Here is a 26,172-nt window from a genome sequence, read left to right as displayed (position 1 = left end):
ACAGACGTGATCCTTGGTCGATGTCCGGTGTTGGTGTATCAGCGCCATGGCCGCATTGCTCCCGAAGAGGACAGCTTGGACCGCCCGGCCTGCTCAAGATGATCACGGGGCTTCCGGATGTTGCAGGTCTTTCCAAGCACGCTATGCGCCAGCCGATTCCTGTGTTGCGCAGATGAGGTTTGCGCCGATTGTACGCGCTCGTTGCAGACCTGCCTGGGCAGACCCGGCGTGGAGCGGAAGCAGGAGGTCCGATCCAATCCTGCGAGCGCCGACATAGTCGAAAATTCCCTCATCGATCTGTGTCCGGAGGGCCTCAGCATACCCCCGTTTGTCATAGGTGTGCTGCGTTGCCCCGCCAATCGCCACCGTCTGCACCAAGAGCCGGTCGAGAAGACGGGTTGTCTCCTGACCCTCGGCATTGAAGGCCCAGCCATTGGTGAAGACGCGGTCGATCCAGCCTTTGAGAATGGCCGGCATGGACCACCAGTAGACAGGGAAGATCAGGATCAGCAGATCAGCGCGGTCGATTCTTGCCTGCTCGGCAACAATGTCGGCGGGCAAAGCTGTTGCGTCGCGAAAGGCCCGATAGTCCGCACCTGTATAGCGCGGATCAAAACCCTCCGCTGTCAGATCGGCAATTTCGACTGTGTTCTGCGGGTCTTCCTGAAGGCCCGTGATCACCTGCTTGGCCACGGCATGGGTGTACGACTCAGCGTCGGGGTGAGCAATCACGATAAGAGAATGCATGAGAGAATCCCTTCTGAAAGAGTTTCGATCACAGTCGGTGCGCTAAATCGCCTTGGGGATGCGGGCGATGACCTTGATTTCGAAATCGAACCCGGCAAGCCAGGTGACGCCAATGGCAGTCCAGTTCGGATATGGTGGTGCCGGGAAAAACTCATCCTTGATCGGCATCAGGATCTCGAACTGGTTCTGCGGGTCGGTGTGGAACGTCGTGACATCGACGATGTCGTCAAAGGTGCAGCCTGCTGCTTCGAGCGTTGCCCGCAAATTCTGGAATGCCAGCCGAACCTGCGCGCCGAAATCAGGCTCTGCCGTTCCGTCCTCACGGCTGCCGACCTGACCCGAGACAAACAGCAGGTCACCGGATTGAATGGCGGCGGAATAGCCATGCTGCTGGTAAAGCGCGTGCCGGTCGGCTGGAAAAATGGGTGTGCGTGCGGTCATGGGTCTTCCTTTCAGGTGGCTATGCCAAAGTTACTTCCAATGGCAATGCAGTTCAGATACTGTGCGTATGTGAAATAACGAGATACGGAACGTATGTCAAATTAAATACGCTCCGTATGTGAAATGAGGACGGAATGGCGAAGACGCGTGCAGAAACCATGGAAGAAAACAGGGCGAAACTCATTGCGGCAGCACGCAAGGCCTTTGCCGAAAAAGGATATGCCGCCGCCTCCATGGATGAGTTGACCGCAGAGGCGGGCCTTACGCGTGGCGCGCTCTACCACAATTTTGGAGATAAACGCGGGCTGTTTGCCGCTGTCGTCAACCAGATCGATTCCGAAATGGCGGCGCGCGCCAAGGCGGTGGCAGCCTCCGAGCCTGACGAGTGGAAGGCCCTGGTCGCAGAAGGCATAGCCTATATTGAAATGGCGCTTGATCCAGAAGTGCAGCGCATCGTGTTGCTTGATGGACCAGCCGTGCTGGGTGACCCGTCCAAATGGCCGAGCCAGGACAATTGCCTGCAGGTGACACAACAAGCCGTCGAGCGGTTGATTGCGCGTGGAACCATGAAACCGCTGGATCCCGAAGCCGCCGCCCGGCTGATCAGCGGCGCGGCCCTCAACGCCGCCCTCTGGGTGGCTGCGAGCCAAGATGCTGCCACGGTGCTGCCTAAGGCTATCGAGGCTTTTTGCGCAATCGCCAGCGGCGTTCTCACGCAACACCATTGAGTTGCTGCGGTTTTTGGCAAATGCTGATCGAGGTTAAACCAATGCATCGTTGTGACGGTGCCGCCTGTGGTTTTGGCACATCGGCGTCGAAACGGCGACAGGCCGCTGCTGTCGGTCCGGCTTTACAGCGCCGTGCGCCAAATAGGGCGCACAAAGGAAGACGCAAGTGAGCGAGGCGGAGGCAATATCTTGCCCTCGCCGCGTTCACACCCCTCTGCCTGCCGAAAGCGTATGTCATGACCCGGTCTCAGGGATCCCGTTACTTCGCAACAACATGTCCAAGGCTGCGCGCCGGACCTGTCAATGCCGCACATGCCGAAGACCAGGCATTGGTGTCATAGCCAAGGGCAGTTCTCAACCATGCCAGCGTCATGCGCTTCGTCGCCTCAAGCGCATCAGGTGCTTCAATCTCAGTCTCTTTGGCGTCGAGCCCGGCAATGCCGCCAATGCCGTGGCCCACGCCATCAAGCGTCAGCAGCGCATGCGCACCCATCCCGTCATGGAAGGCGTCGGCGTGCCACTCCGGTCCACGGGGTGTAAAATGCGGATTGTCGTCGGCCCCGCAAACGACCAGGCTCGGCGTCGTCAGGTGTGAGAAGTCGAGGTCGAAGAACGGAAAGCGTGCGGCGTTCTCTTCCGTCAGATCCTTCCCGCCTCTGCCAGGAGCCGTCAGAAGAATTCCGGCCTTGATGCGTGGATCGCGAAACGTTTCTCCATGGAGTTGCGCACCTAAAAGCAGGCTTACGGTATGGCCACCGAAAGAATGTCCTGCCGCAGCGATGCGGTTATGGTCAAGTCGGCCAGAGACGGCCGAGGCGCGCTCTTCGATCTCGGACAGCCGGTCGATGATTGTCCTTATCTCCGCGACGCGCTCGCGCCAGAAAAAAGGGGCACCTTCGGCATCTGCAGGAAGTCCGCCGACGCGGGAACTCGCGTGAGTTGGCTGAATAACAGCAAAGCCGCGCTCCGCCCAGAAATTTGCCATGTGCGCGTAGCCATCCTTCGATGGAACGTAAAAGGATGGCCCAAATCCATGCGACAGAATGACGATCGGGAGGCTATCGCCAGTTGCCGGTGCCGTCAAACGCAGCTCCAGAGGTTGCCGCCCAGCCATGTCGAGGCGGATCGGCGAATAGGCGATTGTGAGAACGGCATCCGGTGTCGGGATATTGCGGGCAATGTCGATAAGATTGTTCGTGGTCATGCGTGGTCTCCTTGTGCGTCACCAAGATGGACGAACAAGATTGGATGTTCTATATTTAAATGTCCGAATTTGTTTCGCGAAAGTCCAGATATGTTCGATCCACTCGCCGAGATCGTCTCGTTTCTCAAGCCTGTGCCTTCAATTGCCAAGCTGGTAACCGCCGGTGGGGCCTGGCTGGTCGAGCGCCGTGAGCTTGGAAGTCCGTTCTATTGCGCGATTGTGGAAGGACGCTGCCTTCTCACCATCGCTGGCCGATCGCCGATCATCCTCGAATCCGGCGATTTCATTCTCGTCCCGCAAATTCATGCGTTCACCATGAGCAGCCTTCAACCGCCTCCGCCGGGCACCTTGCCGCGACGGCTGGAGACCAACCCCGGCGTCTTCCGCCTCGGCGATCCAGACGCGCCAGCAGACGTCACGGCCATGGTGGGTCACTGTTCTTTCTTGGCAAACGACAAGCAGTTGCTAAGCTCGCTGCTGCCGGACATCATTCATGCACGAGGCGAACGCAGGCTTATGGACCTCGTGGCGATGATTCACGCCGAGATGGTCGGCGGACGTGCAGCGCGGGATATGATCCTTGCCCGATTGCTGGAGGTTCTCTTCATCGACGCGTTGCGCAGCACAGGAGCAGCAGAGACATCTCCTGGCCTGTTGCGGGGCCTTTCTGACATCCGCCTCGCTCCAGCGCTGCGGCGCATTCATCAAGACCCGAGCAAAGACGTGTCCGTGAAGACATTGGCAGAGACCTCCGCCATGTCTCGCTCGGCGTTTTTTGATCGTTTTCGAAGGGAGGTGGGCCTGCCTCCGATGGAATACGTGGCGGCTTGGCGCATGGCACTTGCAAAGGAGCTGTTGGTCCGGCGAGAGATGTCGCTGGTCGAGATCGCAACAAAAATTGGCTATGCCTCAGCCAGCGCATTCAGCGTCGCATTCACACGATATGTCGGCGTCACGCCGGGCGTTTTCGCCAGAACAGACGGCCCCCTGTAGCCCTTTTTCGCGGTTTCGCCAATTGTGTCTACGGTGAGCCTTTTTCGGCAAGCCCGGAACATTCGCCTGTTCGGGCATGCCGCCATCTGGTGTTCTGTTATCGTCGATGCACAATTGTCAAAGGGTCTGGCGTCAAGGGTGTCTGGTCGACCTGTCCTTCAGCAAGACGAAAAGCAATCCGCTCGCCAGCAATGTCACGGCGTAGACCATGAGGCCGGGTGCGTAGCTTAGGAAGTGCGTGCGGCTCAGCGGAAGAAGCGTTGCGCCTAAAGCTGCGCCCAACTGAAATACGGCGAAGATCGTGCCATAGATGCGCCCAAAAGCAGCAAGGCCGAAGCTGCGCTTGATGATATAGCTCAGCACGTCGAATTCGGCACCGTAAACCATACCAATCAGGATGGCGGACAGGAAAACCAGCCCCCCCACCGGAGCGGAAGCATAGATAAGACAGGCAAGGGCTCCGCCAAGGCAGACAGCACTCATCAGACGTTTTGCCGGCACATAGTCCAGAAGAACTCCTGTCAGAAAGCGGCCGAGCAACACTGCGATCCCAAAGACTGACTGTACGAAGGCGGCATTCTGCGGTGTCAGGCCGCCATCAATCAGCAGGGAAATCTGGTTCGTGACAAGACCTGTGTTGACGAAGCCGAGCAGGAAGAAGGCGAGCGCCAGCACGATAAAGGCCCGCGTTTTGACAAGCGTTTTGAAATCGCCGGTCTCCTCCGCGATTGCAGCCCGTGTGCCTTGGGCGACAGGTGCCTTCTTTGCTTCGTGCAGGAAGAGGGCATTGATCGGCAGGACAATCAGCATGACGATGACGCCGAGGCTGACATAGGCCCATTGCACTGACCCGTTGAGGATTGCAAAGGTGATGACCGGCGGAAGGAGGGCCGCGCCCAGTCCGATGCCGCCATTGGCAATGCCGATCGCAAGACCGAGCCGTCGCTCGAACCAGGTGCTGACGACCCTGAGATAAGACACGGGCCACAACCCGATGCCGAGCAGCGGCAAGACCGCATACATCACGTAGAAGCCGACAATGTTGCCGGAGAGGAAATACATGCCGCCAAGGCCAAGCGCAAAGGTGACGCTGGATGCCAGCACGATCGGTCGGGTGCCGAAACGATCGATCAAATAGCCCTGAATCGGTGAAATCACCATGATCATCAGCGACACGATCGTCGCTGCAAACAGGATCGAAGGTTTCGACCAACCAAAGGTGCGCGACAAGGGTTCAACGAAAACGCCGAACAAAAAGAGCAGGAAGGTGCTTGGCCCGAAAACCAGTCCCACCGTTGCTGCGGCAGTCGCTCCTGCGGCCTGACGGCTGGTCCCTTTTGCAAGGTGAGCCCCTCCTCTCTCCGGCATAGCTGCTATCATATCGTTGGTCATATTGTCTTCCTCCCGATGACAATTGATGGACTGGCTCCTCGGCCGGCCAGTCCCACGGCCTGTGTTGCCTCACGGTTTTAGATGGGCGGCACCATCGCTGCATGACATTGCCGGGGCAGAGTGATGGGATCGCCATCGCCTCCCCCCCCCCCTCTCCCGGCCGTCTCGGATTGGCGCTGCGTCAGGGTTCACGGATCAACGCTTCGAGCGTGTTGTTCACGACGGCTGCCTGCTCAAAGAGCGGAATGTGGGCGGCTCCCGGAATGATGGAAAACCGTGCACCGGCAATGGCATCGGCCAAGGCCTTGCCTGCCGCGGGCGGCGTGGCCTCATCCAATTCTCCGACCGCGACAGAAACCGGCATGGTGAGACGGGCGGCGTGCGGACGGCAATCGGCAATTGCCAGCGCATCACAACCGGCGGCGTATCCTTCCGAAGACATGCGGGCGAGCATGGTTGCAAGCCCACGGCCAAAGGGCGTTTCCAGAGCCTGCGGCGTGATCCACCGTGCCAGAACACCGCTGGCGATGGAGGCCAGTCCATCCGCTCTGATCTTTGCCGCGCGATCCTTCCACATCTGCGGGGCGAGGCTGACGATATTGCTATCGAACAGCGTCAATGTGCGCACGCGGTCCGGCAAGGCCCCGGCAACGCACTGCGCCACCAGCCCACCGATAGAAATGCCCGCCAGATGAAAGCGGTCAACGCCAAGTTCCCGCAGCAGGGCGACAATATCCTCTGCGAGTGCTTCGATTGTGACGGGTGTTCGGGAAAGATCACTGAGGCCGTGGCCACGAAAATCAGGGCAGATCACATAATGCGTTCGGCTAAAGGCACGAACCTGCTCCTGCCAGACATCGTGCGACGTGCCAAGCGAATGAAGCAGAACCAGTGCCGGATCATCCGCGCTGCCGTGAAGTGCTACATGAATATTGTGGTCATTGATGCTGATAAACATCGCTCAAAACTCCTCATTCAGCGCGGCAAGCGCTTTTTCCACGACGGCGGTTTGCGCTTGTGGTGCGGCGCGTTCACGCTCCAGCCGGCTAATCTCAAGAGACGAGTCGACAACCAGTTTGCAGCGCGCATAGCGTCGCTGCATGAAGCTTTGCAGCGCGGTGGGAACATGTGGCTGGCGCGCGATCTCCTCGCCGAGCACCAGACCGTCCTCAATGCCCATTCCGGCACCGGATGCAAGCTGCGGCGTGGTGGCGTGGGCGGCATCGCCGATCAGCACCGTATTTCCACGCAGCCAGGTGTCACCGGCCAAAACCGTTTCCAGCGGTCGGCAGATGATGTTGGAACGCGCATTCAGACCATCCGCCACCTCGCGCAGAATGCCGCCATAGCTGTGCAACAGCTCACGAAGCACGAGATGCTGGTCTGCTTCATCGCGCCAGACCGGCTGCGGCTGCGCTTCGAGATAGAACATATACATCTGGTCGGGTGCCACCGGATTGAGGCCGACCTTGGCTGGACCACCCAAAAAGAAGGTGCGCCGCACGATGGAAGGATGACGCTCCATCATCAACCGCCAGCACATCTGCCCCGCATAACGCGGCACAGGTGCCGTCTCAAACATCTGCTGACGGGTGCGCGAATAGATACCATCGGCACCGACCACCAGATCGTAGGTCCCGGAGGTACCGTTGCTGAAGCGAACAGTGGCAAGATCGCCATGCCAGTCGATGGCGTCCACCGTAACACCCAGCATGACCGTGGGCTTCAGTGCCAGGAAGCGCTCGGACATGATGCGATGAAGCACCGGTCGCAGGATGCCGCCGGCTGTGGGAATATCGCCAAGGGCATCGTTGCGCGTATCGATGCTGAACAAGGGCTTACCATCGGCGGAACAGATGTCGATTCCATCGGCGGTGTAGCCGTGTTCAAGCACGGCCTCAAGAATACCGAGCCGGCCCATGGCGCGAAGCGTTGGGCCGGTAATTGTAATGCCTGCCCCATAGACCCGCCAATGCGGGTCCTGGTCACAGAGGTCCACGGTCAGGCCTGCCTCGCGAAGGGCAATGCCCGCCGTCATGCCAGCAATGCCGCCGCCGATGATGAGCGCTTTGCGTGTTTCAGCCATGGCTGGACGTCGCCGCTGCGCGTTCTGCCTGGCCAAAATGGCCGATGCCGATGCCCGTGTACCAATCATTGACAGCACGATAATAGGCACGGCGGAAGGGCAAGCCGCCCGCAGCTCCCATGGCCGCCATCCACATGCGGATTTCCTCTGCACCATTACCGGCGGTGTGGACCTGCTCGGTCGCATAGGTTATCACCGCATCCGGATCGCCCGCCTCCAGAAGCTGGAGCAGCGTTTCATCGAATTCGCGGTTGACCATGCCCATGCGCGGCGTGGCAATATCATGGCTGATGCCGCCGGTCGCCAGAATGGCCACGCGCTCCACACCGTCATAGCGGCGGATTGCATCACCCAGGAACTTTCCGAACTGGTAGCAGCGGCGCATCGTTGGCATGGGCGGCTGCACGCAGTTGAACAAGATCGGCACGATGGGCAGGTCAGGGTCGAGACCTGCAAGCTCAAGCGGCGTCAAGGAGCCATGATCGAGCACCATGTCCATGGAAAAGCTCGGGTCGAAATCGGCGTTGAGGGCTTCCTGCAGCAGGTAGGCACCGAAGGCCTGATTGCCGGCAAACACCCGCCGCTTGGCCTTCAGCCAGTGTTCGATCGGACTCTCATAGCTCTCTCCCACGCCAATGCACAGCGCTGGAAAGTTGTCGAGGAAGAAGTTGTGCAGATGGTCGTTGGAAAGCACCACCAGCGCATCTGGCTTGCCGGATTCGAAATCCCGGCCCATGGCTTCATAGGCACCAAAGATCTCGGTGCGCAGGTCCGCCGGAATCCGGTCCGGGAAGTTCAGCATGACCGGCGTGTGGCTTGCGGTATAAATTCCGGTCAGTTCAGCCATTTGTCGTCTCCTTCTTTCATCAGGCTGCGCAGAGCCGCCAGCGATACATCTTCGGGAATGCGAACGCCGATGCAGTGGGCGCGCAGAAGGTAGGGGTTCACCCCCGCCTCATAGAGGCCAGCGACATCGTTGCCGCTGATTTTCTCGGCCATCTCCGGGCTCAGCTTGAAACGCGCCAGATAGGCCGCCTTGTCCTGATTGTAGGCAGCCAGATCATCGGGCTTGTGGTGGAGTTCGTAGAGCACCTTATCCAAAAGATAGGCCTCCGTGGTTGGCATCATCAGCCGCCAATTGCTCATGGCAGTCTCTCTCCCATTATTTCAGATAATTGCTGACCCACGACACAATCGTGGGAACCGTGTGCGGGCCAAAGCCCATATGACCACCTGGGAACAGGCGAACGGATTTCGGGCTGCCGTGCTCCAAAAGCAGGTGGATATCGGCAATCGGGCACTGCTTGTCGTCCTTGCCGTTCACCAGCAGCAGCGGCGCGCAAGCCTGCGAAAGAAGCCCCTGGTCCAGCAGGGACAGAACCCGGAAACCTTCAATATATTCGGCATCGTTTTGCGCCCCGAGCATGCGGCTGCGGGTTTCGACAAGTTCCATCAGATAGCTGTCAGGGTAGCGGGATGCTTCGACCCATTCCGGTTGGAACATGTAATGCACACCGCCACCCCAATTGACCGCGCAACGCAGTTTTTCGGGCATCAGATGGGCAAGCTTGGTGGCCCAGTGACCGCCGAAGGAACGACCGATCAAAGCAATGCGGCTGCCGTCGATATCCGCCGCCTGCATGGCCCAGTCGATCACCGGGGCGAACTGGATCTCGCCATTTCGGCGCGCCTTGATCGGCGACTGACCGGTGCCAACATTGTCCAGGGCTATCGTGGCAATGCCTGCCGAGACGAGCTGGCTGGAAAGCTCGGTCATCTCTTCTTTCCAGGCATCGACACCGCCCCACATGATCACCACGGGCGGCTTTTCCACATTGGCAGGCTTGCGCAGATAAAAGCGGATCTCGTGGGATAACGCATCCGGTGCGTCAAATGGCAGGCTGACCGGCATGATCGGAGGATCGGCCAGTGCGCCGAATTTGGCATAGGCCTCCAGTTCAAGCCGGTAACTCTCTTCCTTGTCCGGATGGTTCGGGCAGGGAAAGCGGCCGAGAAAATAGAAGCCATAGGCTTGATAATAGGCATCCCGCGCCGCCGCCGTATCCCCGGCGGCAATAGCCGCCTCGGCTTTTTCCATGTAGCCATTGCCGGTCGCAATCCAGGCATTGGCCCAGCGCGCGCCATCCAGCCCTTCCAGCCTGTCGATGGTATCCGACGTCGCCTGCGGGTCGGTCAACCCGAGCGGGTGGATGCGCTTGGCAAGACGATCGCGCATCCAGGCCTTGGCATTGTCAAGAGATCGTGGTCCGGTTAGTTCGCCTGTCGGTGCCGACATCAGCAGTCTCCCTGTTTTGGTTTTAAAGCTGCGATCACCAGATCGCCTCCAGCGCTGCGCGCTGGGTCTCCGCCGTTTCGATCCTGCGTCCCAATAGACGCAGGCTTTCGCGCACCGGTGCAATCAGCGCGGCATTGTTGGCCGCCACCGTGCCATCCGGCAGGTGCAGGTTGTTTTCGAAGCCGAGCCGCACATTGCCGCCCATCAGAGCCGCCGCGACCGCGCAAGCCGATTCATCCCGCCCGAAGGCGCACATGCTCCAATGCGCAAAAGAGGGCGAGGCCTGAAGAAAATCCTGAAGATCCGCCGGGCTGGATTGCTGATGTGTCGTGTAACGCCCCAGCACGAAAAGAACCGGAATATCGTCAGCCGGGATCAACCCGCGCCGCAACATATCCTGAAGATATTCAAGGTCGCGCCGATCGTAGAGAATGATTTGCGGCACGATCCGCTCACACCGCATCCACGCAAGCAGCGCGGCAAAGCCACGTTCAAAGGAGGTATCTGGCACAATCTCCCTCAGCGCCATCGAGCACGCCTCAGGACGCAGCACCCGCACCAGATCGATCTGTTCAGCGGGTTTGAAAATCCCCAGCGCCTCGGTGGTGATCTGAATGATCAGGCGATCCGACACGCGCTCGCGAATGGCAGCCGTGGCCGCACGGTAACGCTCCACATCCAGGCAATGACGCCCGGCGTCATCACGCACATGGATATGGATCATGCTGGCACCTGCCTCCAGGCATTCCGCCGCGCATTCGGCCAGTTCTGAAGGCGAGAGCGGCAAGGCCGGATGATCGACCTTCAACCGACGACCACCGTTGGGCGCAACCGCCATCGCTATGCCGCGACCGTGTTCGGCCGCAGTGTGCAAGCTGTTCATTCTGATCCTCCCGAAGGACACGCTCCTCATGTCCCATAACCGAAGCATGCTGCCTCAGCGCCGCATCAATCACCGACTTTGTGTGGAAAATTGAGCATGATCAAAATTTGCATAACGCAAGATCAATGTCAACTTGATCATGCTCAATTTTTTTATGAAAACAGATTGAGGGATGTTAGCCGGGCAATGCCAGCGCAGACGCCTGAGGAGAAAGGCCGGTCAATACGATCTCGATCTGGCGGCGCAGCCGGTCAGTGCCAGCGTCAAGATCAAGCTCATCCTCGGAAAGCCAAATTCGCAGATCGACCTGATAGATGGCGAAGATGGTCTGGGCGATCAGATCCGCCCCCTCGGTCGATGTGATGATACCCTTTTCCAGCGCTTCGCTGATCAGATCGATCAGCAGGTGGCGTAGTGCGTGTCGCGTTTGGTTGAACCGCTCGGCCTGCTTGCCGGATTGATAGAAATACATTTCGCGCAATGCCGCCCGCGACAGCACCGGGCTTTCTGCAAAATATTGATAGTGCCGCCGCAGAACAATCAACAGATTGCGCAACAGCGAATAGTCCGGTTGAATCGTCGCGCGGGCTTCGGTGACACAGGCTTCCAGCCCGTCGTTGACGATCAGGAACAGAAGGTCGCGTTTGGTTTCCGCATAAACGAAAACCGTTCCCATACCGACACCGGCTTGGGCTGCGATCTCACGGGTTGTCGTATCGTCGAACCCTTTGGACAAAAACAGCTCGATGGCAGCGTTCTTGATACGCAGAAGCTTATCTTCTTTGTTTTTCTCACGCAGGCTCTCGCGTTTCATGAACACTCCAAACACGTCATCGCAGGCAGCACACCTCGCTACCAATATGCGACTGGTGACACAAGGATCAAGGGGCGGATAAAAGTGGGGGGAAATAACGACTGGCGCTGACAGTGATGAGTTGGCACGCAGAGCAATTCGGCAGCGTGCCCCCCTTCGCGGCAGATTTAAGCGTTACAGCACCGTTTGCCATGGGTGGCGCACGGTGCTGTATTGGGGCAATGAACGCCGATCATTTATAGACCCGGCCAGCATATACCGGTTACCAGAAACTCAACGCAGCAGTGCTGAGGGCCGACCGCCATCCGCTGGGTGGTGGATGGTGAAATCCACCCCGTAGATGCGCTTGAGGTGTTTCGGCGTCATGATGTCACTTGGCGACCCTCTGGCGATGAGGCTACCGTCCCGAAGCGCAACAATCTCATCGCAGTAGCGGCTCGCCATATTGATATCGTGGAGAACCATGACAATGGAAAGCCCCCTTGCCTTGCTGAGTTTCTGGACGAGATCGAGCACTGCGATCTGGTGCGCAATGTCGAGTGCCGAAATGGGTTCGTCAAGCAGAAGACATGTTGTGTCCTGTGCGACGAGTGCGGCAATCCAGGCGCGCTGCTGCTCGCCCCCAGACAGTGTTTCGATGGAACGATCCGCAAGCGTCGTCGTGTGCGTAAGGTCGAGTGCCTCCCCCACCTTTTCCTCATCCAGTCTGCCAAAAGCGCCAAGAGGACCATGCCAAGGATAACGTCCGAACTTGACAAGCTCGCGCACGCTGGTTCCCGTCGGCACCGGCATCTGTTGTGGCAGGTAGGCAAGCTGCCTTGCGAATTCGCGATTCGACCAAGTTTCCAGCCGATGTCCATCAATCAGAATGTGTCCGGTGCTGGGCCTGATCTGCCGGGCCAGCAGCCGGACCAGAGTGGATTTGCCTGAGCCGTTGTGTCCGATGAGACCAATGGTTTTGCCCGCCGCAAGGTCCAGATCCAGCGGTTGCAGGATCGTGCGACCGGCGACGGTAAAGGAAATCCCCTGCAAGGAGAACTTCGGCACCATCTGTGCGGGGACCGGAGCTGGAAGCGGCATGGAATATGTCTCCTGGTATGGCTGGAATGGAATGGTTTGCACCGACAAGGGCTCTGCTCACTGTCTCTGCCGACGGTGCAACTGCCAGAGGAACCAGGGTCCGGCGACGAGCGCGGCCAGCAGGCTCGGCGAAAGCGCCCAGGGCCAGACGAGATTACGACTCAGCCACTCTGCAAGCGTCATCAGCAATGCGCCAATGAGACCGCTGGCAACGCTTGCCCCTGCTGTCTTGCGAAAACCCAGAATTGCAGCGGCATGAGGCACCATCAGGCCGATGAAACTGATTGGACCGACAACCATGGTACCGGCGGCTGTCAGGATGGCGGCGAGAGCAATGCCCGCCGCACGCACCACGGCCACACGCAGGCCGAACCCCGTAGCTGCTGCATCGCCCAACGATATCAGGTCCATCTGCCGATGGAGCGAAAGGCAGGCGAGGAGACCGGCACAGCCCACCAGGCACGCGGCGACCGATGTTGCGAGATCCACACCTGCGGTCATGCCTGAGAACCATCCGAGCAGCGCGGCACCTCTTTGCCCGCCACCGGCAAGTGCGATGACGAGCATGGCATTCGCCATGCTTGCGAGGCCGACGCCGAGCAGCAGCATGCGCGTGGGCTCAAAACGCGCTCGAAGTCCAAGCAATGTCACGACCAACAGAGCAGCAATGGCACCGGCAGAAGTGACTGCCAGTTTCGTTGCAACCCCGAGCGTCGGCAGGATAACAAAGGCCACAGCAAGAGCGAGTCCGGCACCGTGGCTGATGCCCAGAAGATCGGGACCGGCCAGGGGATTGCGCAGCAAGCGCTGCAAAATGAAACCCGCAACCGCAAGGCAGAGACCGGCACCGCTTGCTGCCAGCAGCGGCGGAAGACGCCAACGCCAGACCAGAGCCAGGTCGTCACGCCCCGCAAGTGCCCATCCTTCCGGTCCGCGTCCCACGACTGCCGCAAACGCAAATGCGGCCAATAGAAGCAGAGACAAGATCACAAGCCGCTTAATATTGCCATGGCCACGCGCCGCGAAGGTGAGCATGATTGGTGTCGGCGCGTTCAGCGGTGCCCTGCGTGCAAGACCAACCAGCAAAGGCCCCGCCAGAAGCCCTGCAGCCGCCCCGACCGGCAGATTGCCCAGCACACTGGAGAGCAAACGCATAACCTGGTCCGTCAGAAGCAGAAGCAGAGCTCCCGTCACCCCACAGCGAATCAATCCCGCCTGCGTCTCGCGCCAAATAGCGCGGGCAAGCGCCGGAGCGGCCAGCCCCACGAGACCGATCTGGCCGAACTCGGCTGTAACCGACGCGGCCAGCAGCGAAGCGATGAAAAGCAGGATCAGCTTCACCGTGCGCACGGAAAGACCGAGGCTGGCTGCAGCACCATCACCGAGGGAGAGCAGCCGTAGCGGGCGCTCCAGAAGAAGAAGCGGACCGAGAGAGATTGCGGCAAGCACCGCCAGCCGAAGCGATGGCCCCCAGCCGCTCTGTTGCAGCGAACCGGCCTGCCACATCAGGAGATTGCTGAGGAAATCATGATTGAAAAGGACAAGGCCAGCATAGGCCGCATTGCAGAAGAGATTGATCATCACACCGGCCAGCACCAGTGTCTGGGTTGAAAGGTGCGGCCCCCAGGCAACGGCGAAAGCCGTTGCAAGCGCAATGAGCGCCCCGGCGAGTGCCACGATTTGATAGCCGTGTGACCATAAGACCGGGGCGAAGACCAGCGATGCGGCGAGACAGAGTGCCGCTCCTCCAGAGATGCCGAGAAGTGACGGTTCGGCAAGCGGATTGTCGAAGGTTCTCTGAAACACGCCCCCCGCCAACCCCAGCAGGCAACCGGAAACCAGCGCAGCAACAATGCGCGGCAAAGTCGCGTAGAAAAGGATGGCCGGCTCTTTGACCTGCACGATGGCCAGCACGGCAAGAGCAAGAGCCGGCAAAGCCAGGAGGGAGATCAGGACGAGGCCTTGCAGTGAACCGCGTCGGGCAAGGATGCTGCTCATGCTCATGGTATACCCGCTCCTGAAGGCGCTTGAAGCGCGCGCGCCAAAGCCTCGGCAAGATGAAGCATCGAAAGACATCCCCCGAACGGATAGAATTGCGGCATGGGCACCACGCGTCCGTCGCGCACTGCGGGAAGCCGACGCCAGAGCTGGCTATTGCCCAGCGCCCTGTTCGTCTGCGGAGCAAGTGACGGGATCTCGATCTGCATGAAGACGGCATCGTCCAGCGCCATCAGCTGATCGAACCCGACCTGAATGAAGCCATTGGCATTGGTTGGTCCTTGCCACGCATTTTGCAAACCCAGACGGGTGACCACGGACCCGGGCATGCTGCCATTGCCATAGACCATGGCGCGGCTGCCGCTTTGATCGGGTAGCAAAATGCAGACCCGCCGCCCTCCTCCAAGGCTTGCGGCAAGGCTCTGCATTCGCTGCTCAAAGTTTGACAGGACGGCCTCGACCTGACTGGACGAAATACCAGCAGCACGTCCGCATTGACGCAGAATGGCTGCCGCCCGCCCGTAAGATTTATCGCCCGTCCTATCCTCGACGACCTCGACAGGCGCGATCTCGTTCAGGCGGGGCGTCATGAACAGGCTTGCCGCACCAATAAAAATGAGGTCCGGGCGGAGCCTGTCCAGCAGCTCCAGATTGACTTCCCAGAAGGGCCCGATGTCGTGGGTTTCTGCGGGCAGGATTTGCGGCATACGTTGATTGTAGTAGCCAGTATCGGCAACGGCGAGCGGCGCGATCCCCAAGGCAAGAAGAGACTCGGCGGCAGCCCAATCTACAGCGGCAATGCGCCTTCCCTCCTCAGCCAGAACCGGTATCGAAGGCAGAAGAGCGGCAAGGCTACTGGTGATGAAAAAGCGTCTGTTCAACATGACATTTGTGGCGGCGTGACCTTGCGGTCACGCCTTCCCCCATCTCAAAAATCGACGGTCAGCTTGCCGATAACGGTACGTCGATCACCCTGATAGCAGGAGTAGCTCGCCTCGCAGGTCGAAAAATACTTCTTGTCGAACAGGTTGGTCGCATTCAATGAGACCTTCGCATGCTCGTTGATCCGGTAACTTGCCCCAAGGTCAATGAGTGTCCGACTGGGCACTGAGAACGTATTGGCATTGTTGCCGTAGACCTTCCCGACATAACGAACCCCGGCCCCGACCGATGCGCCTTCGAGAACGCCCGTCTCAAACGTGTAGTTCAACCATGCCGAGGACTGTTGTGCTGGCACGAGCATCGGGCGCTTACCCACATTGCCGGTCGCGTCGCGTGTGATCTCCGCATCGGTGTATGTGTAGGAACTGACAAAGTCCCAACCGCCGCCGAGGCTGACCTTGCCCTCCAGCTCGAGACCACGCGAAGCGATCTCGCCCGTTGCCACGGCAAAGCCATTCGAGAGATAGTTGAGGACATTCGTCTTCTCGATGTCGAAATATGCGATCGTGAAGAGCCCATCGAAGCTGTTAGGCTGATACTTCACGCCGACTTCCCACTGGCGGCCTTTGGATGGATCGAAGGTATTTCCCTTTTCATCCACGCCGCTGTTGGGTACGAAGGATTCGGAATAGCTGACATAGGGGGCCACACCAAAGGAGGTGACGTAGCTCAGACCAGCGCGACCGGAAAAGCTGCCGACATCAATCTTGGTATCGGCACCTGTCAGGCGGTTATGGGTCTCCAGGTTAAGCCAGTCATACCGACCGCCCAGAGTTGCTACAAAGCCATTGCCAAACTTGATCTGGTCCTGGGCGTAGATGCCTGTCTGGCTGTAGCGCTCCGTATAGTTGATCATAGGCGTCGTGGGTACCGGAACGGTAACGCCATACACTGGTGCATAGGGGTTTAGCGATGGAGCAGATCCTTGAAAACGCCGAACGTCAGCATCAGACCAACTATAGTCGATGCCGAACAGCGCCTCATGGGAGAGCGCCCCCGTATCGAATTCGGCCAAAGCCTGATTGTCGATCGTGAAGGTATCCAGGCTTTCGTCGAAATGCCGCGCTATACGGCTAAGGCCCGATGAGCCAAGACCGGACAAGAAAAGGTTGTCGAGTGTGAAGTTAACATGTCCGTAACGCGCGTTCTGGCGGAAGGTCCAGGTCTCGTCGAAGCGATGCTCGAACTCATAGCCGATGCTCTGTTGCTCCTGGGTGCTCTGGTTGAAATTGGGGTCACCAAGGAGAATGTTGGTCGGCGTAAACAGCATGATCGTACCGCCGCTCTTGTCTTTCAGCGCCTGACCGGTCACCGTCAGCGTGGTGTCCTCATCGGGCTTCAAGGTCACGGCAGGCTGTATCATCATCCGGTCATCGCCGATTTCGGCCCCGTTCGAATATTCGAACTGGGTGTTGGCATTCCTGGCAACACCGATCACGCGGTAGAGAATGCTCTTGTCCTGATTGAGCGCGCCGCCGACGTCGAAGGCTGCCTGCTTGCGGTCGTGACTTCCATACTGAAGCTCGATCTGGCGCACATCTTTTTCTGTCGGCTTCTTGGAGGTTTTGTTGACAATGCCGCCTGCATCACTCTGTCCGTACAGGGCCGAAGATGGGCCACGCAAAACCTCGACACTTTCCAAGGCGTAAGGATCGGTCCGGAAAAAGCTGTAGCTGCTGGACACCTGCCGCAAGCCATCGAGATAGGAACTCGTGGCCTGGGCATTGAAGCCACGCATCATGATCCAATCATACCCCTTGGGATCGGGTCCGTAAGTTTCGATGGCGACACCTGGAACATAACGAAGCGCCTCAGAAACACTCTGCGCGTTCTGCGCGTCCAATTGTTTGCGCCCCACGACCGATACCGATTGCGGCACTTCGATCAGTGGAGCGCTGGTCTTCAGCGCGCCTTGCGAGCGGGATGGAACGAAGGTATCAACGCCACTGTTATTCTCGGTGACGACAATCCGATCGAGAACAGTCGTGCCATTCGCCGCAACGCTTGCGGCGTCGGCCGCCTGCGGCTCAACGAGAGCGGCTGAGCCCGGCCCGCTGATCCGCACCGTGATACCCGTGCCGCGCACGAGCTGCTGCAATGCCGCCGACGGCGTGAGGTTGCCGGAGACGGCGGTTGAGGTCTTACCGGCGGCGAGCGCCGAGGAATAGCTGATCTGCCAGCCGCTCTGACGAATGAAAGTATTGATGGCGGCAGAGAGCGGCTGGGCCGGAATCTGGAAGCTGAGGGCTTCGGTCGCGCTTGCGACCGGCCGCGCCTGCGCATGGGCGGCAGCCGGAAGAAGACCCGCGATGCAGGCTAGAATGCTTGACGCCAGAAGCACATTTGTCCTTTGGCGGCGGCGCTCGTAAGCAACCATGTCAACGCGTGAATTTTTCCCCGAAACCATGCTCGTCCAAACCCTCTGTAGAAAACCCCAGGACAGATGTGCGTCATGCATCATCCAGCCCTTCTGTCAGCAAGGACGCAGCACGGTTTGCAAACCGGCAAAAAAAGTTGAATATTTAGCGAAGGATTATAATGCCGCCGGGAATCCGGTAGAATCCGACACCCGCCGCATCGGCAAGCGTCCTCAAAGCGCCTTCGACATTGTCGAGACGATAATTGCCGGTGACCATCAGTCGGTTCACCCGATCATCTGCGACCACGATGGGTCCGCGATGGTAGCGGCGCAGCTCTTCAAGAACCGAGCCGAGGCTGGCGTTTTCAAAGATAATGCGTCCTTCCCGCCAGGCAAGTGTGGCCGATGGGTCAGCCGCCCGCACGGGCGAAATGGCGGATGCCGTGATGCTGACTGCTTCTCCTGGCACAAGTGCAGCCTTGCCCTTACCCTTACCCTCGCATAGACAGAGAACCTCAACCCGACCACGCTCCAGCACCACTTGATCCTCGTCATCCCCGGTTCTGACAGAGAAGGCCGTCCCCAGCACCTGCACCTCACCATAATGACCGCTGACGGTGAAGGGATGGGCAGGATCATGCACGACATCAAAGAAGGCTTCGCCGCGCAGCAGGCGAATGTGACGGCGGCCACCCTCAAAATCTGTCGCCACGGCCGTGTCGGTGTTCAGCATCATCATAGAGCCGTCCGGCAGACGAACCGTGGTCTGGCTGCCGGTTGCAGTCTGGAAATCTGCCTGAAAGGCAATCGTGAGCGCCGGATATTGCCAGACGCCGACGGCAATCAGAACCGAGGCCGCAAGCGCGACGGCCTGCAACGACCAGCGACGTGTCTTCGGCCGCACCAGCGTGCGCCGACCCACCGGCAGCGTTTTCACCGCATCGCTGAAAGCCGTCGAGTTCCACAGGGTCTCGAGATTGCGGAATTCTGCCTCATGCCGGGGATCCTCTGTCAGCCATGCCTGGAAGGCCGCGCGTGTCCCCGCATCCGGCTCGCTGTTTCGCAACCGGGCAAACCAGTCGAGCGCCTGATCCGCTACCGAATTTGCGAAGGGAGATCCACCGCTTGTCCTATCCGTGTCGTGTCCGTTCTGGTGTCCCACTCAGGCGATCCGATCCAAACGTGTTTGCAGGGGCCTTTTACCTTGACGTGCGAGCGTGGCAAACCCGGAAAAATGCTCTTGAAGACAGCAAAGCAGAGCCTTTGTCGCGGTAGCCTCGCTAAGTTGCAGGATCAAGAAAATCGCCATTGTCTTCCTTACTTCCGGTCCAGACGCGCCATCGCATCCCGGCAATGGGCCATGGCAAGCTTCAGGTCGTTGAAGACCGTGCGCTCCGAAATGCCGAGATGTGCGGCGATGCGGACATTTGACCACTCTTCGATGCGGCTGAGCACCAACACGGCCTGAGCGCGCTCTGGCAGGGCTGCAAGCGCCGTCTGAAACACACCGAACGTCTGTTTCTCAATCAAAGCCTGTTCTATGGAGGGGATATCGGCCGAGATTCCAGCAAGCAGATGCTCGTCCAATCCCTGCACTTCGGCACCCGCGCGGGTCTTGCGGCGGCGCAGATGATCCAGCGCAAGATTGCGGGCCGTCTGGTGCAAAAAGCCCTCGATATGCTCAACCTGTCCACTCTCGACCGCCTTATGAGCGCGCAGATAGGTCTCCTGGGCCAAGTCTTCCGCCGTCTGCGGATCGCGCACGATGCGCATGACGGTCCAGAGCAGGGAGCGCCGGTGGGCGGCAAAAATAGCGTTCAAAATGGCAGGCACGCAATCGGCCTCCCCCACGCTTGTCGCACCACATCCGGGAGAGCAACATCACCTCCTCGATAAGGCACCGTTCGCCATTTGAAACGCACCATGGGCATTTGGCACTCAAAACTTTCGTTAGTCGCCGTCAGTGTTGCCTTCCTAAATCGGTGCCCGAGACCACGCAACATATAACTTGATTTGTTTACACAAGTTATTTCATTTTACAGCGCCGTGCGCCATATGTGGCGATGCGCGGAAAGCGTCTTCGCCAGTTTCGACGGCCACACGTGTGCTTTGCGCGCGAGGTGCTTACCCCCGCGCTTTGCCGTCTGGTGGTAACAATGCAATTTTGGGGTCTTATAACGCAGCGCCGGTTTTTCTGTCGAAGACATGAACCAGATCGCGGGCAATATGGGCTTCAAATGGCCCGCCGTGGCGAACAGGCACCTCGCCGTCCACCACCGCCGTCAGGGAATGGCCGGCGACATCAAACATGACATGGGTTTGCGCACCGGTTGGCTCCACCAGCAATGTCTTGCCACCCAAACGCGATCCACCTTCCCCTCCAGGGGTTAGATGTTCTGGTCTCAGCCCCAGGGTCACTGGCTGCCCCATGACAACATCGTGATTGTCTGAAATGAGAATGCTGCTGCCATCGGCCAGACGCGCCATCGGCATACCGCCGTCACTCTCGATTGTGCCGTCAACCATATTCATGGCAGGTGAGCCGATAAAGGCCGCAACAAAGAGATTGGCTGGATTGCGGTAAAGCTCCATCGGTGTGCCGATCTGTTCAATCCTGCCTTTGTTCAGCACCACGATACGGTCGGCCAGCGTCATGGCTTCAATCTGGTCATGCGTGACATAGACGGACGTTGTCTGCACCTTTTGATGCAGCGTCTTGATTTCAGAGCGCATCTGCACGCGCAGCTTGGCGTCAAGATTGGACAGTGGTTCATCAAACAAGAACACGGCCGGATTGCGCACCACCGCGCGCCCCATGGCAACACGCTGCCGCTGCCCTCCCGAGAGCTGTCCCGGCTTGCGATCCAAAAGCGCTGTCAAATCCAGCATTCGCGCTGCTTCACCGACGCGCTCGTCAATCACCGACTTGGGCTGACCGGAAATGCGGAGATTGAAGCCAATATTCTCGGCAACCGTCATATGCGGATAAAGCGCATAGGATTGAAAGACCATTGCAATATTGCGCTCACGCGGTGTGAGCTGATTGACGATCTCGTTACCAATCACCACATCGCCGCCGCTGATGTCTTCAAGGCCTGCGATCATGCGCAAAAGCGTGGATTTACCGCAGCCCGAGGGGCCAACAAGCGCGATGAACTCGCCATCCTCGATCGATAATGACACGCCGTGGATAACTTCCAGCGCGCCGTATTGCTTGCGAATATCCTTGAGTTCGACTGATGCCATAGGTGTTACTCCGCTATAGCATGTCTCCCAAAAGTGGTATGCGGTTTTGGGATAAAGACATGCGGTAAAACAAAAAGTGAAAGCACGATGCATCAGTGCGATTGAACGCAACGTGCTTTCGTCTGCTCAGGACTTCACCGCACCGGCCGTAAGGCCAGCGATGATGTGCTTCTGGGCAAGGAAAAAGACGATGATGGTGGGCAGGATAGTCAGCGTGATGAAAGCGAGCACAAGGTTCCATTCCGTCGCAAACTCACCCTTGTAGATCATGATACCCAGCGGCCAAGGATAGAGGCTCTCTGAATTGAGAAGGATCAGCGGCAGAATGTAGCTGTTCCAGCTGCCAACAAAGGAAATGATCCCAACGGTCGCGATAATCGGTCGCGCCAGCGGTATGGTGATATGCCAAAAGAAGCGCATATAGCCACAGCCATCGACGAAAGCGGCATCAAACAGCTCGCTCGGCATGTTTCGAAAATAGTTGCGAAACAGCATGATGCTCATACCAAGCCCGAAAGCCACCTGCGGCAACACCACCCCCCAATAGGTATCGAGCATTCCCAGATCACGAATACGGATATAAAGCGGCAAAATCGCCGTTGCCGCCGGAAACATCAACCCGATCAGGAAATAGTTGACCAGATAGCTCGACCCGAAGAAGCGGATGTGAGCAAAACAGAAGGCCGCCATGCCACCGAAAACCAGCGTGAGAAACACGGTCAACACAGCCATCAACAATGAATTGCCCATCTGCAACCAATAGCGTTGGCTAAAGATGATGTCCGTATAATTGCTCCATTCCCACTGGCTCGGCATGCCAAACGGGTTCCCCCGCAGATCGGATAGGGTTTTGAACCCGCCAAGGGCTGTGCTGATAAGCGGAACCAGCACAATACTCGCCACAATCACCAAGGAAAAATAGATGTAGAGTTTTTGCCGCGCTGAAAGCTGACGCCCCTCGCCGCCAGCACTTGCTGCATCAATTGGCTCTGCTGTTGCTTCAGTCATTGCGCATAAACACCCGTTTGTAGCTGAAGGCGAGCGTGACGCAGATCACGAACAGCACGACGCCAACAGCGCTGCCGAAACCGACCTGCATACGTGTCACCCCGAAGTTATAAAGGAAGGTCACAATTGTCTGGGTGGAGTTTGAAGGACCGCCACCGGTGAGCGGCATGATCATGTCAAACAGCTGCAAAGACCCGACAACCGCAAAGAACACCGATAGACGCACCGTTGAGCCAAGAAGCGGCAGGGTGACCAGCCGGAATTTCTGCCAACCGGTGGCACCATCGATATCGGCCGCTTCCAGAATGCTTTTGTCTATCGATTGCAGCCCCGCAATGAAGAGCATCATGTGAAAGCCGAAATATTTCCAGACGATAACGCCAAGAATGGCGAACATGGCAACATGGCGATCCGCAAGCCAGAATGGCGCTTCCGCTCCAAAGGCATGCCAGATACCGGCCACAAGACCAAAATCGCCGTCATAAACGAAGCGCCAGATCATGCCAGCCGCAACATCGGCCAAAACATAAGGCAGGAAAAAGATCAGCCGAAAAGCCAACGCGCCCTTTATCCGTGACGACACCATGGTCGCCAGCCACAACGCCAGGGGAATCTGTACGCAAATTGACACGAGAACAATGAGGCCATTGTTCAGCAAGGCCTGCGTGAAAGCGCGATTGTGGAAGATCAACAGGTAGTTGCGCAATCCCACCCATTTTTCGGGCGTGCCATATCCATTCCAATCGTAGAAGGAATACCAGGCGGCCTCCCCCATGGGCAGGATCACCAGCACGGTAAAGAGCAACAAGGCGGGCGGTAAAAACAGCACAAGCACGGGCCACTTGCCCTGCGCAAGCGAGCGCCGCCGCCGAATCGGCCTCGACATCTGCTCTGCCATGGCGTCCGCAGCGTTCATCGTGGTATTGGTCATTGCGTTTGCAGGCTCCCTTAGCCGAGGCCATGACAACAGTTTCAACAAAAATGCTTCATAGCCATGCGCTTAGAAGTTATGGGAAACAAAGGCTTAGAGGTTTTGGTTATGAACCCTCTGCGATGCTCTCAGTTTTTACTTGCCCGTCGGTTTTATCCGGAAAAAGACAGGCCATACCCAAAAGGCAGATGTTCTGCTTCTCTAAAACCATGAAATTCATCGGTACCGCACAGGACATATCAGCCCATCTGAAATGCGGGCGCTTTTGCGTTAAAGCGCCCGCAGACCGTCAATGCGCTTCCAGCGAATAGGCATCCTGAATTTGCTCAGCGCCATCTTTGGGCGTCATTGCGCCGGAGACGATTTCCATGCTCACATCGTTGACAACGCCGCCAACATTCGGGCCCAAATCCTGATCAAGGAAGTTCTGATGCCAGGTCTCTTTGCTGAGCGCGATCGCGCTGTCCTTGAGAATTGGATTTTGAACGCCGTCCAAAGCCCCCTTGGCTACCGGAATAATACGGGTTTTTTCCGCAAGCAGCTTTTGGTTTTTCTCGCTGGAGAGGAATTTCAAAAACGCCTCGGTTTCAGGCGGCGCATTCTTGGTCACGGCCCAGCCGTTCAAGCCCCCGAGATTGTCGGTCACAAGGCCCGGAGCACCTTTGATCACAGGGAATGGAAAGCGCCCAAGGTTGTCATCAGCCAAGCCCTTGCGGCTGGTTGAGGCATTCTTGGCGCTGTCGCTGGTATTTTCAAAACCAAGCAACATGGCTGCGCGTCCGTCGCCAAAAGTGGCAAGCGCGTCATTCCAGGTTGCGCCCTGATAACCGTTCTGGAAAGGCTTAAGCTTGCCAAGATCGGCGAGATGCTGCCCAGCTTTTATGAAAGCCTCCGAGGCAAACCCGTCACCTTCGCCCGCCTTTGCCTTTTTGAAACCGTCCTGGCCCGCTTCACGCATGGCAAGATAGCCCCAGTAAAAATGAATCGGCCATTTGTCGCCGCCGCCGCCTGCGATGGGCGTAATATCGGCTTGCTTGAGGGCTTTCACCGCCGCGAGGAAATCATCCCAGGTTTTAATGGCCGAGGCATCAACACCGGCCTTTTTGAAAAGTTCTTTATTGTAGAAGAAAGAAACCAGACCAACCTTGGAGGGCGCTGCCCAGACTTTGCCATCAAAACTCATGCCATGAACTGCCGAGGCGCTGAGTGAGTTGCGCCACGCACCATTATCGGCGTCAAGCGCCTTGTCCACGGGCCGCAACATGCCGGTTTCGGATTGGGCTTTCAACACACCCCCGCCCCAGGTATAAAAGAAACTTGGCGCGTCTTTGGATTGCAACAGTGTCGGAAGCTTTGCCTTGAAGGCCTGATTATCCAAAAACTGCAAATCCACCTTGACGCCGGGGTGGCTTGCCTCAAACTCAGCCGCCAGTTTGCTCCAGATCTCCACAGTACCCGGCACATTTTCCACATGAAGCCAGCGAATGGTCGCATCGGCAAATGCCGCCTCGCCTGATAGGCCAAAACTTGTGATTGCCACGCTCGCCGCTACAGCAAACCGCAATCCCTGCTTTCCGATAATAGACATACAGACGCTCCTCCCGATTGTCTTTTATTTCTATACCCGGATTAAATCATCCAGCACATTACCCGCCCTGTCAATAGCGCATGACCTCAGCGAGGCAAAATGCCGTTTTTTAAGTCAAAATTCAAATTTCGACTTGCATTCGGCCTTAAAACAGCCCTAGACAATGATGATTTTAATTTGGGTGTCGGATTAATTTAACATTCGTTCCCACGCGAGACTGACAAGCTGGTACCGATGAAAACTGCAGATCCAGAACTGATGCGTGCCAACAATCGCCTGAATGTGCTGAACACAATTCGGCGCAACGGCCCGATTTCTCGCGTGGAAATCAGCGAGAGCACCGAACTTTCGACCACCACTGTGTCGGCCATCACAGCATCCCTGCTGGACGATGGCCTGATTCTCACGCGCCATCTCGGCGACATTCGCAATGAGACCAGCCGAGGGCGTCCCCGCGTCATGCTCGAGGTCAACCCCAATGCGGCACGCGTGGTGGGGGCCAAAATCACCGCCAATCGGCTGGTGTTTGCGGTCACCGATTTCAGCGGCAATGTTTTATCCAACCTGACTTTGCCGATCCGTATTGATCGGCAGCCCATCAGCGTCATTGCCGACTTGATAGAGGATGGCGTCCGTCGCTGCGTCATAGACGCTAATCTGTCGATGTCAGACATCAAGAGTGTCTGCCTTGGGTTGCCCGGCGTGATCGAACATCGCACCGGTATCGTGCGCTCCTGTCCCATCTTTCGTGAGGTCAACGTGGATTTCTCAACAGAAATGACGCAGAGACTGGGCATCCAGACCATTGTTGAGAGCGATTCCCACGCAATCGCTCTTGGGCACCATTGGTTTGGCCGGGCGCGCGATCTGTCGGACATGGTCCTGATTTCATTGGAGCAAACCCTTGGCCTCGGCGTGTTGCACGGCGACCGGCTGTTTCGCGGCGCAGGCGGGCTGAGCCACAATCTCGGCGATCTGGTTTTGGGGCTTGACGAGCACGGTGTTCAGCGCCTGTCCGGGCAGGCGGGCGAAGCCGCAATTTTCAGCAATCACCTGTCGGACGAACGCTTCGCTGAAGCGCTCAGGCTTGGCCGCGGCATGGACCATGCCCGCAATCTGATTGCCGCCAAAGACGAAGGCCTCCTGCGGGCCGCCGTCCGCGCTGGCCGCGCTGCTGGCCTGACGATTGCCAATATTGTCACCATTTTTGCGCCCCCTCGCGTCATTCTTGTCGGCACATCGCTGGCGCTGGGCGAGCCGTTTTTAAACAGTTTGCAAAGCGCCTACGATCTGTCCATTCCGCCCTCCCTCAAGGGCGTGACCGAACTGGTGTTCGACGACGCCACCGATGATTTTTGGGCGCGAGGTGCCGCAGCCGTTGCCCTTTTCGGCCTTTATGAATCAACCTGGACAACAACCGGGCCAGCACATTGACG

General features: G+C 58.1%; 24 protein-coding genes. 3 read left to right on the top strand and 21 right to left on the bottom strand.

The features are described 5' to 3' along the window. Nucleotides 1-141: 141 nt before the first annotated feature. Both E6C51_RS12815 and E6C51_RS12810 read right to left on the bottom strand, forming a co-directional pair. Nucleotides 142-747, bottom strand: a complete 606-nt coding sequence (locus tag E6C51_RS12815; protein WP_190236244.1) for an NAD(P)H-dependent oxidoreductase — start codon at nucleotides 745-747, stop codon at nucleotides 142-144. Between the two features lie 42 nt (nucleotides 748-789). Next, the gene (locus E6C51_RS12810; protein WP_190236243.1) at nucleotides 790-1,188 is read right to left on the bottom strand and encodes a RidA family protein; all 399 of its coding nucleotides are present in this window, start codon (nucleotides 1,186-1,188) and stop codon (nucleotides 790-792) included. A 134-nt stretch (nucleotides 1,189-1,322) separates the two neighbouring features. Here E6C51_RS12810 and E6C51_RS12805 point away from each other — a divergent pair, with 134 nt between their 5' ends. Next, nucleotides 1,323-1,916 (top strand): TetR/AcrR family transcriptional regulator, encoded by a 594-nt coding sequence (locus tag E6C51_RS12805; protein ID WP_190236242.1) that lies wholly within the window; start codon nucleotides 1,323-1,325, stop codon nucleotides 1,914-1,916. A gap of 259 nt (nucleotides 1,917-2,175) precedes the next feature. Here the strand turns inward: E6C51_RS12805 and E6C51_RS12800 are convergent, their stop codons facing one another. Continuing rightward, a complete protein-coding gene (locus tag E6C51_RS12800) occupies nucleotides 2,176-3,120 on the bottom strand; it encodes an alpha/beta hydrolase family protein (RefSeq protein WP_190236241.1) in 945 nt (314 codons plus the stop codon). 90 nt (nucleotides 3,121-3,210) lie between these two features. Between E6C51_RS12800 and E6C51_RS12795 the strand changes: the two genes are divergently transcribed. Continuing rightward, the gene (locus E6C51_RS12795) at nucleotides 3,211-4,113 is read left to right on the top strand and encodes a helix-turn-helix transcriptional regulator (RefSeq protein ID WP_190236240.1); all 903 of its coding nucleotides are present in this window, start codon (nucleotides 3,211-3,213) and stop codon (nucleotides 4,111-4,113) included. A 132-nt stretch (nucleotides 4,114-4,245) separates the two neighbouring features. Here E6C51_RS12795 and E6C51_RS12790 read toward each other — a convergent pair whose 3' ends face one another. The 18 genes from E6C51_RS12790 to E6C51_RS12705 form a co-directional block, all read right to left on the bottom strand. Next, nucleotides 4,246-5,505 (bottom strand): MFS transporter, encoded by a 1,260-nt coding sequence (locus tag E6C51_RS12790; RefSeq protein WP_190236239.1) that lies wholly within the window; start codon nucleotides 5,503-5,505, stop codon nucleotides 4,246-4,248. A gap of 181 nt (nucleotides 5,506-5,686) precedes the next feature. Next, nucleotides 5,687-6,463 (bottom strand): alpha/beta fold hydrolase, encoded by a 777-nt coding sequence (locus E6C51_RS12785; RefSeq protein WP_190236238.1) that lies wholly within the window; start codon nucleotides 6,461-6,463, stop codon nucleotides 5,687-5,689. A 3-nt stretch (nucleotides 6,464-6,466) separates the two neighbouring features. Then, entirely contained in the window at nucleotides 6,467-7,591 is a 1,125-nt protein-coding gene (locus E6C51_RS12780; RefSeq protein WP_190236237.1) for an FAD-dependent monooxygenase, read from the bottom strand. After that, a complete protein-coding gene (locus E6C51_RS12775) occupies nucleotides 7,584-8,438 on the bottom strand; it encodes a DODA-type extradiol aromatic ring-opening family dioxygenase (RefSeq protein ID WP_190236236.1) in 855 nt (284 codons plus the stop codon). The genes E6C51_RS12780 and E6C51_RS12775 overlap by 8 nt, the downstream gene beginning before the upstream one ends. After that, on the bottom strand, nucleotides 8,426-8,737 hold the full coding sequence (locus tag E6C51_RS12770) for a subunit of meta cleavage enzyme (RefSeq protein ID WP_146936022.1): 312 nt from the start codon (nucleotides 8,735-8,737) through the stop codon (nucleotides 8,426-8,428). The genes E6C51_RS12775 and E6C51_RS12770 overlap by 13 nt, the downstream gene beginning before the upstream one ends. Nucleotides 8,738-8,753: 16 nt before the next feature. Further along, entirely contained in the window at nucleotides 8,754-9,887 is a 1,134-nt protein-coding gene (locus E6C51_RS12765) for an alpha/beta hydrolase family protein (RefSeq protein ID WP_190236235.1), read from the bottom strand. A gap of 34 nt (nucleotides 9,888-9,921) precedes the next feature. Next, nucleotides 9,922-10,770 (bottom strand): BKACE family enzyme, encoded by an 849-nt coding sequence (locus E6C51_RS12760; protein WP_190236234.1) that lies wholly within the window; start codon nucleotides 10,768-10,770, stop codon nucleotides 9,922-9,924. A 175-nt stretch (nucleotides 10,771-10,945) separates the two neighbouring features. Then, on the bottom strand, nucleotides 10,946-11,584 hold the full coding sequence (locus tag E6C51_RS12755) for a TetR/AcrR family transcriptional regulator (protein WP_190236233.1): 639 nt from the start codon (nucleotides 11,582-11,584) through the stop codon (nucleotides 10,946-10,948). A 273-nt stretch (nucleotides 11,585-11,857) separates the two neighbouring features. Next, entirely contained in the window at nucleotides 11,858-12,664 is an 807-nt protein-coding gene (locus E6C51_RS12750) for an ABC transporter ATP-binding protein (protein WP_190236232.1), read from the bottom strand. A 57-nt stretch (nucleotides 12,665-12,721) separates the two neighbouring features. After that, nucleotides 12,722-14,668: a Fe(3+)-hydroxamate ABC transporter permease FhuB gene (gene fhuB / locus E6C51_RS12745; RefSeq protein ID WP_230987265.1), complete on the bottom strand. Its 1,947-nt coding sequence runs from the start codon at nucleotides 14,666-14,668 to the stop codon at nucleotides 12,722-12,724. Beyond that, nucleotides 14,665-15,546, bottom strand: coding sequence for an ABC transporter substrate-binding protein (locus E6C51_RS12740; protein WP_190236231.1), 882 nt, complete (start codon nucleotides 15,544-15,546; stop codon nucleotides 14,665-14,667). Before E6C51_RS12740 ends, fhuB begins: the two co-directional genes overlap by 4 nt. Nucleotides 15,547-15,590: 44 nt before the next feature. Then, nucleotides 15,591-18,065 (bottom strand): TonB-dependent siderophore receptor, encoded by a 2,475-nt coding sequence (locus tag E6C51_RS12735; protein ID WP_230987264.1) that lies wholly within the window; start codon nucleotides 18,063-18,065, stop codon nucleotides 15,591-15,593. A 61-nt stretch (nucleotides 18,066-18,126) separates the two neighbouring features. Continuing rightward, on the bottom strand, nucleotides 18,127-19,125 hold the full coding sequence (locus E6C51_RS12730) for a FecR family protein (protein ID WP_190236230.1): 999 nt from the start codon (nucleotides 19,123-19,125) through the stop codon (nucleotides 18,127-18,129). A gap of 155 nt (nucleotides 19,126-19,280) precedes the next feature. After that, the gene (locus tag E6C51_RS12725; protein WP_186827789.1) at nucleotides 19,281-19,796 is read right to left on the bottom strand and encodes an RNA polymerase sigma factor; all 516 of its coding nucleotides are present in this window, start codon (nucleotides 19,794-19,796) and stop codon (nucleotides 19,281-19,283) included. Nucleotides 19,797-20,135: 339 nt separating this feature from the next. Then, entirely contained in the window at nucleotides 20,136-21,209 is a 1,074-nt protein-coding gene (locus tag E6C51_RS12720; protein WP_146936037.1) for an ABC transporter ATP-binding protein, read from the bottom strand. Between the two features lie 126 nt (nucleotides 21,210-21,335). Further along, nucleotides 21,336-22,217, bottom strand: coding sequence for a carbohydrate ABC transporter permease (locus E6C51_RS12715; RefSeq protein WP_146936039.1), 882 nt, complete (start codon nucleotides 22,215-22,217; stop codon nucleotides 21,336-21,338). After that, the gene (locus E6C51_RS12710) at nucleotides 22,210-23,103 is read right to left on the bottom strand and encodes a carbohydrate ABC transporter permease (protein WP_407920809.1); all 894 of its coding nucleotides are present in this window, start codon (nucleotides 23,101-23,103) and stop codon (nucleotides 22,210-22,212) included. The genes E6C51_RS12715 and E6C51_RS12710 overlap by 8 nt, the downstream gene beginning before the upstream one ends. Before the next feature lie 334 nt (nucleotides 23,104-23,437). Next, the gene (locus tag E6C51_RS12705; protein ID WP_190236228.1) at nucleotides 23,438-24,736 is read right to left on the bottom strand and encodes an extracellular solute-binding protein; all 1,299 of its coding nucleotides are present in this window, start codon (nucleotides 24,734-24,736) and stop codon (nucleotides 23,438-23,440) included. A 234-nt stretch (nucleotides 24,737-24,970) separates the two neighbouring features. On the opposite strand from E6C51_RS12705, the gene E6C51_RS12700 reads away from it, so the two are divergent. Further along, the gene (locus E6C51_RS12700; RefSeq protein ID WP_190236227.1) at nucleotides 24,971-26,170 is read left to right on the top strand and encodes an ROK family transcriptional regulator; all 1,200 of its coding nucleotides are present in this window, start codon (nucleotides 24,971-24,973) and stop codon (nucleotides 26,168-26,170) included. The last annotated feature ends 2 nt before the right edge of the window (nucleotides 26,171-26,172 follow it).

The organism is Gillisella terrae (assembly GCF_004801395.1).
Taxonomy (GTDB): domain Bacteria; phylum Pseudomonadota; class Alphaproteobacteria; order Rhizobiales; family Rhizobiaceae; genus Allorhizobium; species Allorhizobium terrae.
Note: the sequence above shows the minus strand (reverse complement) of the source record. Positions and strands in the feature narration are given on the sequence as shown.